13 protein-coding genes and 4 pseudogenes are annotated in these 12,432 nt (G+C 72.4%); 11 read left to right on the top strand and 6 right to left on the bottom strand.

The annotated features are described in order from the left end of the window. Positions 1 to 104 precede the first annotated feature (104 nt). A pseudogene (locus IQ279_RS27890) lies at positions 105 to 536 on the bottom strand (nicotinamide mononucleotide transporter family protein); the annotation flags it as partial. Positions 537 to 1,311: 775 nt separating this feature from the next. Between IQ279_RS27890 and IQ279_RS09510 the strand changes: the two are divergent. Continuing rightward, positions 1,312 to 1,812, top strand: coding sequence for a hypothetical protein (locus IQ279_RS09510; protein ID WP_241027829.1), 501 nt, complete (start codon positions 1,312 to 1,314; stop codon positions 1,810 to 1,812). Positions 1,813 to 1,854: 42 nt separating this feature from the next. Here the strand turns inward: IQ279_RS09510 and IQ279_RS09505 are convergent. Then, positions 1,855 to 2,690, bottom strand: a pseudogene (locus tag IQ279_RS09505) (NAD(P)H-binding protein). 88 nt (positions 2,691 to 2,778) lie between these two features. Between IQ279_RS09505 and IQ279_RS09500 the strand changes: the two are divergent. Further along, positions 2,779 to 3,201, top strand: coding sequence for a winged helix-turn-helix transcriptional regulator (locus tag IQ279_RS09500; protein ID WP_206347910.1), 423 nt, complete (start codon positions 2,779 to 2,781; stop codon positions 3,199 to 3,201). A gap of 153 nt (positions 3,202 to 3,354) precedes the next feature. Here IQ279_RS09500 and IQ279_RS09495 read toward each other — a convergent pair whose 3' ends face one another. Both IQ279_RS09495 and IQ279_RS09490 read right to left on the bottom strand, forming a co-directional pair. Then, a complete protein-coding gene (locus IQ279_RS09495) occupies positions 3,355 to 3,996 on the bottom strand; it encodes a DUF6879 family protein (RefSeq protein ID WP_206347909.1) in 642 nt (213 codons plus the stop codon). Next, on the bottom strand, positions 3,989 to 4,258 hold the full coding sequence (locus tag IQ279_RS09490) for a hypothetical protein (RefSeq protein ID WP_093656776.1): 270 nt from the start codon (positions 4,256 to 4,258) through the stop codon (positions 3,989 to 3,991). Before IQ279_RS09490 ends, IQ279_RS09495 begins: the two co-directional genes overlap by 8 nt. 427 nt (positions 4,259 to 4,685) lie before the next feature. Here IQ279_RS09490 and IQ279_RS09485 point away from each other — a divergent pair, with 427 nt between their 5' ends. The 7 genes and pseudogenes from IQ279_RS09485 (at position 4,686) to IQ279_RS09460 (ending at position 10,163) form a co-directional block, all read left to right on the top strand. Next, on the top strand, positions 4,686 to 6,815 hold the full coding sequence (locus IQ279_RS09485) for a tetratricopeptide repeat protein (protein ID WP_206347908.1): 2,130 nt from the start codon (positions 4,686 to 4,688) through the stop codon (positions 6,813 to 6,815). A gap of 73 nt (positions 6,816 to 6,888) precedes the next feature. After that, the gene (locus IQ279_RS09480; protein WP_206347907.1) at positions 6,889 to 7,305 is read left to right on the top strand and encodes a hypothetical protein; all 417 of its coding nucleotides are present in this window, start codon (positions 6,889 to 6,891) and stop codon (positions 7,303 to 7,305) included. 72 nt (positions 7,306 to 7,377) lie between these two features. Continuing rightward, a pseudogene (locus tag IQ279_RS09475) lies at positions 7,378 to 7,845 on the top strand (GNAT family N-acetyltransferase); the annotation flags it as partial. A 41-nt stretch (positions 7,846 to 7,886) separates the two neighbouring features. Next, positions 7,887 to 7,991 (top strand): annotated as a pseudogene (locus tag IQ279_RS27880) (transcriptional regulator); the annotation flags it as partial. Beyond that, positions 7,988 to 8,179 carry a DUF397 domain-containing protein gene (locus IQ279_RS09470; protein ID WP_206347905.1) on the top strand — a complete coding sequence of 64 codons (192 nt, stop codon included), beginning with the start codon at positions 7,988 to 7,990 and terminating at the stop codon, positions 8,177 to 8,179. The pseudogene IQ279_RS27880 and the gene IQ279_RS09470, both read left to right, overlap by 4 nt. Before the next feature lie 152 nt (positions 8,180 to 8,331). Further along, positions 8,332 to 9,312 carry an ABC transporter ATP-binding protein gene (locus IQ279_RS09465; protein ID WP_206347904.1) on the top strand — a complete coding sequence of 327 codons (981 nt, stop codon included), beginning with the start codon at positions 8,332 to 8,334 and terminating at the stop codon, positions 9,310 to 9,312. After that, complete coding sequence (locus tag IQ279_RS09460) at positions 9,309 to 10,163, top strand: ABC transporter permease (protein ID WP_206347903.1); 855 nt, start codon at positions 9,309 to 9,311, stop codon at positions 10,161 to 10,163. The genes IQ279_RS09465 and IQ279_RS09460 overlap by 4 nt, the downstream gene beginning before the upstream one ends. Before the next feature lie 380 nt (positions 10,164 to 10,543). On the opposite strand, the gene IQ279_RS09455 is transcribed toward IQ279_RS09460, so the two are convergent. Continuing rightward, the gene (locus IQ279_RS09455; RefSeq protein ID WP_206347902.1) at positions 10,544 to 10,684 is read right to left on the bottom strand and encodes a hypothetical protein; all 141 of its coding nucleotides are present in this window, start codon (positions 10,682 to 10,684) and stop codon (positions 10,544 to 10,546) included. Between the two features lie 198 nt (positions 10,685 to 10,882). Between IQ279_RS09455 and IQ279_RS09450 the strand changes: the two genes are divergently transcribed. Both IQ279_RS09450 and IQ279_RS09445 read left to right on the top strand, forming a co-directional pair. Beyond that, positions 10,883 to 11,479: a dihydrofolate reductase family protein gene (locus IQ279_RS09450; RefSeq protein ID WP_206347901.1), complete on the top strand. Its 597-nt coding sequence runs from the start codon at positions 10,883 to 10,885 to the stop codon at positions 11,477 to 11,479. 130 nt (positions 11,480 to 11,609) lie between these two features. Then, positions 11,610 to 11,858, top strand: a complete 249-nt coding sequence (locus IQ279_RS09445; RefSeq protein WP_093656188.1) for a WhiB family transcriptional regulator — start codon at positions 11,610 to 11,612, stop codon at positions 11,856 to 11,858. Positions 11,859 to 11,940: 82 nt separating this feature from the next. Here the strand turns inward: IQ279_RS09445 and IQ279_RS09440 are convergent, their stop codons facing one another. Next, positions 11,941 to 12,432, bottom strand: a complete 492-nt coding sequence (locus tag IQ279_RS09440) for a hypothetical protein (RefSeq protein ID WP_206347900.1) — start codon at positions 12,430 to 12,432, stop codon at positions 11,941 to 11,943.

Genomic DNA, 12,432 nt, shown 5'->3' with positions numbered 1-12,432 from the left:
GGTGGTGGCCGGCGTGCGGCGGGTAGAACTTGCCCAGCACCAGCCCGTGCCCGAACTCCTTCCCCGGCCGCCCGGGTTCTCCGTCCCCCCCCCCCCCCCCCCGCTCACGCGGCGGCCTCCACCGGGACCGCCGGGCCGGTGCGGCCGGCCAGCTCGCGCCGCCAGCCGAGCAGCCCGGCCACGCACAGGGCCATGAAGCCCAGGTAGAGCAGCGAGGTGAGGTACAGCCCCTTGTGGGCGTACAGGGGCACGTAGACGACGTCGGTGGCGATCCACAGGTACCAGGACTCGACCTTCTTGCGGCACTGGCCGTAGGTGGCGGCCAGCGACAGCGCGGTGGTCAGGGCGTCCCAGAAGGGCACGGTGGAGTCGGTGGCCCGGTCCAGCAGCACGGTCAGCCCGGCGGTGGCGCCCGCGGTCGCGCAGGCCAGGACCCACCAGGTGCGGACGCCGACGGCCCACGACCACCAGCCGTACAGGGCCAGCGCGATGTAGACGACCTGGAGCCCGGCGTCCGCGTACAGCCCGGCGCCGGCGGTACGGCCGCAGGGACGTGGCGCGGGTCGGGGCCGGCGTCCCGGGCGAGGACGTAGGCGCCCTCCGCGCCCGCCGTGGCGACCACCGCCTCGGCGCGGCCCTCCCGCAGGATCTCCCGCATCAGGGCGGGCGTCCTCTCGCCCGCGCCCGCCGCGCTGAGGAAGACGAGGTCGGAGCGGAGGGCGAACTCCCGGTGGTGGTCGGCCAGCCCGTCCCAGTCGTGCAGATCGGTGGAGACGGGGACGCCGAGGGCCTCGGTGTCGTCGTAGAGGAAGCGCGCGAAGTCCATGATGGTCAGATGGACGTGGCGGGCGCGCCGCAGGTGGGGCAGTTGGAACTCCCGCGGCATGCGCAGGCCCGCCGGATCGCGGCCGTCGTAGAAGGACATGCGGCGGCCGGCGGCGTCGACCAGGTTCACCGCGCGACGGGTACCGGAGGGGGAGAGCAGCGGGAAGAACTCCACGCCCCTCGGCCATCCGCTCGCGCACCAGGGTGCCGGGCCAGTCGTCGCCGACGAAATCCACGAGCGCGGTCCGCAGGCCGAGCGTCCGGGCCCCAGGGCGACGTATCCGCCGGTGTGGCCGGGGTGCTCCTCGACCGGGCCGACGGGAACGGAGTCGGCGAGCGGGACCGGCAGCGAGCCGACGCGGACGACGGTGTCCACCCCGCTGCCCCCGACCACCAGTACGTCGTACTCCTCGTGCCGACCGGTCATCACCGCGCCTCCCCGTCCGTACGGTCCTCCCAGGATGAACGGGGCGGTACGGTCGGCCGATGCTCTTACGGAGAACACCCCGCACCGAGGCCACGGACACCGGCACAGGCGCGCGCCCGGACGCACCACGCCCGCCCGTACGCGCCGCCGCACTGGCCCTGCCGCTCTGCGCCGCCCTCCTGACCGCCTGCACCGGCGGCCAGGGGCAGGAGCGCCCCGACGCCGGGCCCGGCGCCCCCTCCGCCCCCGCGTCCGCCGGTCCCACGGCCGTGGGCACGGCCGCGCCCGCCGGGGCGAAGGCGCTGGCCGGGCGCTACCGCGAATCCGGCGGCGACGAGGACGTCTACGCCGTCCAGCGGGAGTCCGGCCCCGACGGTGTGCCCCTGCTGACCGTCCGCAGCCGTGCCACGGACTCGGACGCCCAGAGGTTCGACCGGCTGAAGGAGTCCCTCGTCTTCTTCCTGGTGCAGGTGGAGGGCGTCTCGCTGGAGCGGGGGTACCTGATGGACGTCTTCGGCCGGGACGGCTCCCTGCTGCACCGCCTGGACGCCCGCACCTGACCCTCCCCCACCTGAACACTCACCGCGGCGGAGTCCGACGGTTCAGGCCGCGGCCCCCGGCCGCGCGGCGGACGCGGCCGCGACGGCCGCGTCCAGCGGGTCGCGCACCGGGCGGCCGAGGAGGCCGGCGAGATCGGGGCCGGTGCCGTCCAGGAAGCCGTGCCGGACACCGGTCGCGATCGAGACGAGCATGGGCGGCTGGAACGGAAGCAGACCCGGCATCCCCCCGGCGATCCTGCGCCGGTACTCGCCCAGGCCGACGGTCCGGTGCGGAACGCCGAGCCGGCCGGCGACCCGCGCCGCCGTGACCGGAGCGCCGGTCAGGTCGTAGGTGCGCCCCTCGTGCCGTGCCGGGGCCGCCGCGACGACCGCCGCGGCCTCGGCGAGGTCGGCACGGGCGACCGCCGCCAGAGCGCCGTCGCCGAAGGCGGACTCCACCGCGCCGTCGGCGGCCCACATCAGCAGGCCGCCGAAGAGCTCGGCGTACAGGCCGTTGCGCAGGATCGTCCACGGCAGGCCGCAGGCGCGTACGAGCCGTTCGGTCGCACGGTGCGCGAGCGCGAAGGCGAGGTGGTCGCCGGCCCCGGCCAGGCTCGTGTAGACGACATGGCCGACGCCGTCGCGGACGGCGGCCTCCAGCACGGCCGCGTGCCGCCCGACGACCCGGTCGTCCTCGGCGTAGCCGGCGGATACCAGCAGCAGCGTCGACACACCACTGAGGTCCATGTCCGCGGGATCGTCGAAGTCGAGCCGCCGCATCCCCTCGCCGGGCGTGCGGCTGCCGCCCGTCGCGTTCGCGCCGCGTTCGCGCCGCGGGCGCGCAGCGCCGCGAGCGCGGCCGAGCCGAGGTTTCCGCCGGCTCCGGTCACCAGGGTCATGTCGGTCACGAGTCCTCCGCCGTGGTTCTCTTCGGTAACTACGATCGATCCTGATCGGCCCGTGTACCGGCCACAAGGAGGCAGTTCGATGTCACCCACGCACACCGGGGTAACCACCGTGCCCGCCGACCTCGACCCCTGCGGGCAGGAGGACCACCCGGACTGCGGGATCCGTGACGTCCTGGACCGCATCGGGGACAAGTGGTCGGTCCTGGTGATCGCCGAACTCGCCGACGGGCCGCGCCGCTTCCGGGAACTGCAGCGCGCGATCGACGGCATCTCCCAGCGGATGCTCACCCTCACCGTGCGCAGGCTGGAACGCGACGGGCTCGTCCTGCGCACCGTGTACCCGACCATCCCGGCCCAGGTCGACTACCGCCTGACCGAGACCGGTGCCGGACTGACCCACCTGGTCAAGGCGCTGGCCGAATGGTCACTGGCCCATCGCGCCGCCATAGCCGAGGCACGGCACCGCTACGACCGGGCCCACCCCGGCCACGACATCCGGTGACGGGCGCCCGCGCCCGCACCGCCCCGCGCGCCGGACGCGTCGCCGCGCTCGTGCCGACGCCCACCGGTCCACGCGGGGCCGGCGGGCGTCGGTGCGGGGCACATGGGCACGCGGTACGGCCGGGAAGCCGGGGTGCCAGGGGCAGGGAGCGGTTCAGGCCCGGGACGCCCCGTGCCCGGCGGCGACACGGCGCCCCGCGGCGGGCGGGGGCAGCGGGGCGATCTCCCGCTCGAAGAACTCCGTGAAGTCCTCGCCGCGCTCGTAGAGCGCGTCGAAACCGGCCGCCGTCTCGGCGATCAGCGCCGGGTCGGCGTAACGCCTGGCACCCGCCGCGTCCCCGTTCTCGTAGACCACCTCGTACATGGCCCGGTCCCCGAGGATCACCACCTCGGGCACGGGCCGTTCGCGCTCGGTCTCCGCGATCGCGCGGGCGTCGACCGCCCTGATCTCGTCGCCCAGCTCCACCTTGAGGCGGAGGACGAAGAACTCCCACTGCACATACGGCGTGACGGGGAACTCCACCACCCGCAGACGGCGCTGCCGGACCCCGCGGCGTTCCGCGTCCCGCAACTGCCGCGCGTAGGACTCGCGTTTCTCCTCGATGAGGGAGAGGGCCTCCTCCCACTCCCCGGAGTCGAAGGCCTCCCAGCTCGGGAAGCCGCGTTCCCTGAAGTGCTGGCCGCGTTCGAGCTTCCTCAGCTGCCGGATCCCGCTCTCGAAGACGCGGTAGAAGTCCTCGTGGTACCTCTTCCGGTCGAGGCGCACTGATTCACCTGCCGGGAATGATTCAAACATTGGGGATATCCGGTTTCGCCGCGATCATCATGCTCCTGGGGATGACCACCAGCCGCTCGTCGGCTCCGATCGACACACCGGCCGGCAGGTTCTTTCCGAGTGATTCCGTGAGGTCCCGCCCGATGACGGCGATGTCCCCGTTCCCGAGCTCCCAGATGTCCGGGCAGTCGGGATTGTCCGTGGTCACCCCTAACTCCTGCGGGGTTTTGCCCAGTCTCCTGCTGAAGCCGGTCTCGGCGTCGGCTTCCCACGGTCTGCCCACAGCCACCACCCCTCTGGCCAGGCTTGCTGCCCGGTCATTTCAATCGGCCGAAATGCTGCAATCGTATCGCTCCGGCGAGCGATCGAAGGTGCTTTTTCGAGTCAAGCCGGAGATGGCGGATGATTGGCATATGCGGTTGACTGTCCAAGGCGGGGCCGGTGACGGGCGTTTGCCGATCCCGAGGTGTTCGGTGTATCGATAACCGGTTGAAATGCTGAACTTCAACTCTATATGCTGATAATTAAGTTATAATATTTTTGACCGTTGGTCAGGGTGAACGCCGGGAAGCCACTGGGGGGCCTGTGAGTTCAAAAGTACCTGTACGCACACAGAGCACGCAGACACCGCCGGCCCCTCCGATGGCGGCGGATTTCCGATGGAGGCGGCCCCGGCGGTACCGCGCCGCCGGGCAGCGGTGAGGGGCTCGATGGACGGCCGCGCCGAGGGTGAGGGCCGTGTCTACCAGGCCTCGGGTGACCAGCACATAAGCGAGCATCACCACCACGGTGGCCGGGAACCCGGGCCCGGCACTCCCGACTCCGTCCGCCACCCGGCGGTCGGCCGCCCGCCTGTGGTCCTGCGCGACCGACTCGAGGTACTGGACCGCCTGAAGGAGAGCGCCGCATCCGGCCGGGGCTGTGACATCCACGTTCTCCACGGTCTGGGCGGATGCGGCAAGACGGCCGTCGCTTACGACTTCTTCCGGTCCGCCACGACGGGACTCGGTCTGGCCGGCCTGTGGGTCAACGCCTCCGACCGCGCGAGCCTGCGCGCCGGAATGCTCGCCGTCGCCTCCGACCGGGGAGCCGCGGACAGCGAGCTGCTGGCGGTGCGCAACGGCTTCCGGCCCGCAGCCGATCTGGTGTGGGAGTACCTCGACCGGTCCGCCGAGCCCTGGCTGCTGGTGCTCGACAACGCCGACGACCCCGCCATCCTCCGGGACGGCAGCTGGCTGCGCACCAGCCCGCGCGGCACCGTCGTGGTCACCACCCGCCGGGCCGCCGCACGCTGGTGGCCGGGAGCGCAGTTGCAGCACATCGGGGTCCTGCCGCGTGAGGACGCCGCGCGCGTACTCTGTGATCTCGCACCCCGCAGCGGCACAATGGAGCAGGCGGCCGAGATCGCCGACCGGCTGGGACGTCTGCCGCTGGCCCTCACGCTCGCGGGCGGCTTCCTCTCCCATCAGGTGATCGACCCCTGGTCGATGGAGATCTACGGACACCGTCTCGACGAGGGCGAAAGAGTGACACTCATAGACCAGGGGGCTGAAGCCTTGGAAGAGGAGGATCCCCGGCAGTTGGTGGGCCGGACATGGCAGCTGACCCTCGACACGTTCGAGGCTCGGGGCCTGACCGGCGCCGTTGCCCTGCTGAGGCTCCTGGCCCGGATGGCGCCCGAGCCTCTTCCCCTGTCCGTGCTGAACCGCTCGGAGATCGAGGAGGTCCTTCCCCGGACTCGCACCGAGACGGCGCTGCGGGCACTCCTCGACCACTCGCTGGCCGAACTGGTCGACACCGGTGTCCGCTGCGTGCAGAGCCACGGTGTGCTGCTCGACAGCGTAGCCGCCGCCACCCCTGGTGCGGAGGTCGCGGTCCTCGACTCGACAGCGGTCGAGCTGCTCGGCGCAGCCGTGCCGGCGATTCCGGACGCCGGGCCGTACGAGCCGCGGTTACGGCTGCTCGCCCCCCATGTTCTCACCCTGCTGCGGCGTCTCGCGGACTCCTCCGCGACGCCCGACGCGCTGGCCGTGGCGACACGGCTGGCCGTCGCCCTGCACCGCACCGGGGACTACCTGTCAGCCTGGGAGACCGTCCGCACCGCGGTGGCCCTCACGGAGCCGCTCCTCGGGGAGGAGCACCGCCTCGTACTGGCCGCGCGTTCCAGGGAGGGCCGCGCGCTCTTCCGGCTGGGCCGGTACGACGAGGCGGAATCCCTGCTGGGGCGTGTACGCCAGGCACAGGAAAGGCTCTTCGGCCCCGACGACCCGGACACCCTGGACACCTGCCACGGCCTCCAACTCGTCCTCGGCAACCTCGGCAGACGCGAGGACGCGCTGGCTCTTCTGAGACGGACGGTGGAGGGCCGACGCGAGGCACTGGGCCCGGCGCATCCGTTGACCCTGCGCTCCCGCGCCAGCCTCCTGGTGATCCTGCCGGCTTCCGACCTCGAGACCGAGGACGGCGGCACTCTGCTTTCCCTGCCCGAGGAATGCCTGCGGCACCTCGGTCCCGATCACACCGTCACTTTGAGTGCCAGGCACAACCACGCCTGGGCGCTGTATGTCCTGGGCCGCCTCGGAGCGGCCGACGAGGAGATCCGGTCGGTCGCCGAGGCGTACGACCGCCGCTTCGGCCCCGACTATCCGATCGCGCTGTCGGCGCGGCAACTCCTCGCCCGGACCCGGGCCGCACTGGGCCACCGGGACGAAGGGACCGCCCTCATGTCCGACGTCGTGGCCAGGCGCGAACGCGCACTGGGAGCCGACCACCCCTTCACTGTGGCGAGCCGCGCACTGCTGGGCGAACTCAGGGCGGACAGTGAGGCCGACCAGACCTGATGAGGAAGCGTCGGAGGCCCGTAGGGGCCGGACAGGGCGGAAAACGGAACACCTGACAGGGGGAGGGCGGGAGATGGATCCGATCGTGGCAGCGGCCGGCGCGGCGATGGTCAGCGCGATGGCCACCGACGGCTGGCAGCACGCGCGGGACGCGGTGGTGGCCTGGTGGCGGCGTCACCGGCCGGAGCGGGCCGAGGACGTGGGCTCGGAACTGGAAGCGCTGCGCGGCCGGGTGCTGACAGCACGCCGGGAAGAGGACGAGGACACCGAGCAGGCGCTGACGGGTGCCTGGCGACTGCGGCTTCAGCAACTCCTGGAGGAGGACCCGGAACTGGCCGCCGAACTGCGGCGTCTGCTGGACGAGCACCTGACTCCCGCCCTGCCTCCCGAAGAACAGAACCGGACCCGCACCGTGGTCATGCGGGCCGAGGCCCGCGACTCCGCGCGGATCTACATGGCCGGCCGTGACCAGCACATCACCGAATCCTGACCTCGACCTCGCATGAGGGCCCGTCGGCTTATCGGCCGGCCCTCCGTGCGAGAGCGAGATCAGGGTCCGCGCATGGCTGCCCCGCCCCGCTTGGAGAAGATCACCCCCGGCAACTTCGAGACGGCGATCGCCCTGAAGGTACATCCCGACGAGGATCACCTGGTCGCCCCGGTCGTCACATCCCTCGCCGAGGCGTATGTGCATCCGGACGTCGCCTGGCCCCGGCTCATCCTCGACGGCGACCGAATCGTCGGCTTCCTGATGGCCTTCCTCGGCATCGACTTCACCGGGGACGGTACCGGCACCGACACCCGCTCGGGACTGTGGCGTCTGAACATCGCGGCCGGACAGCAGGGGCGCGGCTACGGCCGTTTCGCGGTCCGGGCAGTGGCTGCCGAGATCCGCCACCGTGGCGGCACCCGCCTCACGGCCTGCCGGCATCCCGGCGAGGAAGGCCCCGAAGACCTCTACCTCGGACTCGGGTTCCGGCTGACCGGAGAGACGAGCGGGGACCAGTGCGTCGGCGAACTGGAACTCACCTCAGCCCTGACCTGCTGGACGAACCATATGCAGCCGGGCGGAAAGAGGTCAGTGCGATGCAGATGCGCTATGCCAGGATGCGTTCGCAGGCCCTGTCCCCGGCGGACTCGGTCGAACTGTTGAAGCGGATGAGAGGAGAGCTATGAGCAGCGCAGGCGACGAGCTGAACTGGTTCAAGAGCAGCCACAGCGGTTCCCAGGGGGACAGCTGCGTGGAGGTCGCGTACCGCCCCGGAGCCGTGCACGTCCGCGACTCCAAGGAGGAGGGCGGCCCGGTCCTCGCCGTCTCCCCGTCCGCGTGGGAGGACTTCCTGGGCCGCGCTGCCGCTCGCTGAGGGTTGCGGCCGGGCCGTTCGGTAGGGTGCCCGTCCGGGGAGGACCCGGACGGACGGCCACGGCCGCACAGCGCGTCCAATGACCACGGACGCGGGCACAGCCTCCGGCCCCGCCTCGCGGAGCGGACCACGAAAGAGACGGGGGAGAGCCGATGACGGCCGACCACGCCATACCCGCAGCGGGAGCCCGAGCAGGAGGCGGCCCGCCGGAGAGCGACACGGTCATCGACGTGCGCGACCTGCGGATGCGCTACCGCACCCAGGACGTGCTCAGGGGAGTGGAGTTCACCGCCCGCCGGGGCGAGGTCCTCGTGCTGCTGGGTCCGAACGGCGCGGGCAAGACGACCACGATCGAGGTCCTGGAAGGCTTCCGGATGCGCTCGGCCGGCGACGTGGCCGTCCTGGGCACCGACCCGGCCCACGGGGACGAGCGGTGGCGCGCGCGCCTGGGCATCGTCCTGCAGTCCTGGCGCGACCACGGCAAGTGGCGGGTACGGGAGCTGCTGGAGCACCTGGGCGCCTACTACGCGCCGTACTCCACCGACCTCGTCCGGCGGCCGTGGGACACCGACGAGCTCATCGCCGCCGTCGGCCTGGCCGAGCAGGCGCACAAGCGGGTCGCGACCCTGTCGGGTGGGCAGCGCAGGCGCCTGGACGTGGCCGTCGGCATCGTGGGCAGGCCCGAGCTGCTGTTCCTGGACGAGCCGACGGCCGGCCTCGACCCGGAGGCCAGGAACGAGTTCCACGGCCTGGTGCGCGGGCTCGCGGACGAGAACACCACCGTCCTGATGACCACCCACGACCTCGCCGAGGCGGAGAAGCTCGCCGACCGGATCCTCATCCTGGCCGGCGGCCGGATCGTGGGCGACGGTCCGGCCGCGGAGCTGTCCCGGCAGGCGTCGGCCGAGGCCACCGTGCGCTGGACGCGGGACGGGAAGCCCTTCGAGCAGGCGACGGCCGAACCCACCCGCTTCGTCCGCCGCCTCTTCGAGGAGCACGGCGACGCGATCAGCGGGCTGGAGGTGCGCCGGGCGAGCCTGGAGGACACCTATCTGACGATGGTGCGGGAGCTGGAGGCGGGCCACGTCACCGGCGAGCAGGCGGCACACGCCTTCGGGGAGGGAACGCGATGAACAACCCGGTGTGGTACGCGGCCAGGACGGGCCTGCGGCGCGGCTGGACGGAACTCAAGCAGACCTTCACCAGCGGCCAGGACGTGTTCGGATACGTGCTCTGGACCGTCCTGCTCATCGTGCCGCTGTTCCTGGTCGGGGACGAGGCGCTGGAGGGCGCGGGCATCTCGGCGGGTGCGTTCATGCTGCCGAGCATGCTGGGGATGACGCTGGCGTTCACCGGGATGATGACCACGGCGCAACTGCTGGCGACCGAGCGCGAGGACGGCACGCTGCTGCGCGCCAAGGCCGTTCCCCACGGCATGGTCGGCCATCTGGTCGGCAAGGTCGTCATGGTCTCGGGCACGGCCCTGGTCTCCATGGCGCTCCCCTTCGCCGTCGGTGTGTTCATGGTCGACGGAGTCGCCCAGCGTGGCGGAGGCGCGCTGCTGACGCTGGTGTGGGTGGTGCCGCTGGGACTGCTGGCGACCCTGCCGGCGGGCGCCGTCATCGGCTCGCTGGTCACCAGCCCGCGCACCATCGGGCTGCTGATGCTCCCGGTGATGGGGCTGGTGGTGATCTCCGGGATCTACTTCCCCCTGACGGAACTGCCCGAGTGGCTGCAGCTCGTCGCACAGGTCTTCCCCGTGTACTGGCTCGGCCTCGGCCTGCGTGCCGCGCTGCTGCCGGACGTGGCGGTCGCCGCCGAGATCGGCGAGTCCTGGCGGTACCTGGAGACGGTGGGCGTGCTGGGCGCCTGGGCGGTCGCCGGACTGCTCCTCGCGCCGCCCGTCCTGCGCAGGATGGCCCGCCGCGAGTCCGGGGCCGCGATGGCCGAGCGGCACCGCAAGGCGATGCAGCGGGTCGTCTGACGGGAGGCCCGCCTGCGACGGGCCGGGCGGTCCCGCCCTCCGAGCGGAGGACGGGACCGCCCGGCCCGTCGCAGGCGGGGCGGCCGCCAGGGCGGCGGTTGTCTCGGTGCATGCCCGACTGGAACACCCTCTTCGCCCCCGGCGTCCCCCTTGTGGGGACCTTCCTGCGGGGCACGGTCACCTTCCTGCTGGATGGCGATGGTGCGCGTCGCCGGACAGCGCGAGGCCGGCGGCCTCGGGATCACCGACGTCTTCCTCGTGGTGCCGGTCGGCCAGGCGGTGGTCGCCCCAGGCCTGGTGGGGGAGAGCAGCTCCATCGCGGACGGCGTCCTGCCGGCCGCCACCGTCATCTGCTGGAGCCCGGCGCTGGAGGCCGCCGCCTACCGGTGGCCCCGCCTGGCCCGCGTCATCAAGTCCCGCCAAGCGGTGGCGGCGTCCAGCAGTTTGCCCTCGTCCGCGTCCGGCCACCACATTCCGAGCGACTCGACCAGCCACTCCTCGGCCTCCTCGAACGCCCCCACCGGCCCCCACCGGCGCCCGTCCCAGCCGGGCGGGGGCGGGGCCGGGCCGTCGGCTGTGCGAGTGCCCGCGGGAATCGGCGGAACGGCACCCGCGCGACCGGCCCGGTGCGATGATCACCGAGCGGCCCCGCACCCCGGCACGCCACACCCGGCGGCCCGGGCCGCACCGCGACAGCGGACCGATGGAAGGGAACCAGCGTGCGCAGACTCGTCTACTACGTCGCCATCACCCCCGACGGCTTCATCGCGGGCCCGGACGGCGCGGACCCCACCGGCCCGAACGGCTTCTGGCCCCTCGCGGAGGACTACATCCGGCATCTGGTGGCCGAGTACCCCGAGACACTGCCCGCGCAGGCCCGGCAGGCGCTGTCCGTCACAGCGGAGGGCACACGCTTCGACACCGTGCTCGAAGGCAGACGCAGCTACGAGATCGGCCTGGCGGCCGGGGTCACCGACGCCTACCCCCACCTGCGCCATCTGGTCTTCTCCCGGAGCATGACCGAGAGCCCGGACCCGGCCGTCGAACTCGTCGCCGACGACCCGGTGGCCACCGTCCGGGAACTCAAGCGGCAGGACGGCAAGGACATCTGGCTGATCGGCGGCGCCGAACTGGCCGGCTCCCTCTACACCGAGATCGACACGCTGATCCTCAAGATCGCTCCGATGACCATCGGCGACGGGATCCCGGTGTTCTCCCGCAAGGCCTCCTTCGATCCGCGTGCCTGGACGCTCACCGACCACACGGTCCTCGGCAGCGGCGCGGTGATCCTCACCTACACGCGCGCCGCGGGCTGACACGCCCGGTGGCGCGAACCCCGGGGCGCGGGTGTGCGGAGGTGGGAGGGTGGGAGCCGACGGGGGCCGGTCAGCGCGCGTTGATCGGACGTTGACGAAACGTTGATCAGCGCCGGGCAGGCTTCCCGGCATGGCAATTGATTACTCCGGTCCGGTCGGGCAGCTGACCGGATGGTGGGAGCGCGCGCTGTGCGCGCAGATCGGCTCCGAGCCCTTCTTCCCGGAGCCGGGCAGAACTCCCGTGGACGCCAAGAAGATCTGTCAGTCGTGCGAGGGGCGCATCGAGTGCCTGGAGTACGCCCTCGCCAACGACGAGCGCTACGGGGTGTGGGGCGGGCTGTCGGAGGAGGAGCGGCGCAGACTCAGGCGCAGCGCCTGACGTCCGCGCGGAACGGGGGACGGGGGAGAAACGGGGGAACGGGGGAGGTTCGGCGCGGTGTCCGACGCGTTGTGGGGGCGCGTCAGGCACCGCGCCGCGCCGCGTGGTAGCCGTCCACGGCGTTCGCGTAGGGCCGCAGGTGGGCGGCGAGTTCGCGGCCGATCAGCTCCGCGTCCGGCGCGGGGAGGGTCAGGATGGTGCGGCGCAGGCGGACGCTCCAGGAGGCCGGGTCGGGGAAGACGGCCAGACGCGGCACCAGATCGCGCAGCACCAGGCCCTCGCGGTACGGGGCCAGGCCGTCGATGCGCAGGTCGCATCCCTCGGTGAAGGCGCGCTCGCCGAACCGGACCGGTTCGTCCAGGCTGCGGACCGGTCCGGCCACGCGGGCCCTCGCCATGACCCGGCCGAGGTCGCGGGTGGGGTTGCGGAAGCAGCCGCGCGTTGTGTAGAGCAGCACCTCGTCGCCCTCGGCCAGGGTGGCGGAACGGCCGGCGGGGAAGGCCATGCGCCGGGCGGTGACGACCCAGCTCAGGGCGTCCCGGTCGCCGATGATCACGAGGTGCGTCGCTGCCAT

Origin of the sequence: Streptomyces verrucosisporus, assembly GCF_017114865.1 — a bacterium.
Taxonomy (GTDB): domain Bacteria; phylum Actinomycetota; class Actinomycetes; order Streptomycetales; family Streptomycetaceae; genus Streptomyces; species Streptomyces fenghuangensis.
Note: the sequence above shows the minus strand (reverse complement) of the source record. Positions and strands in the feature narration are given on the sequence as shown.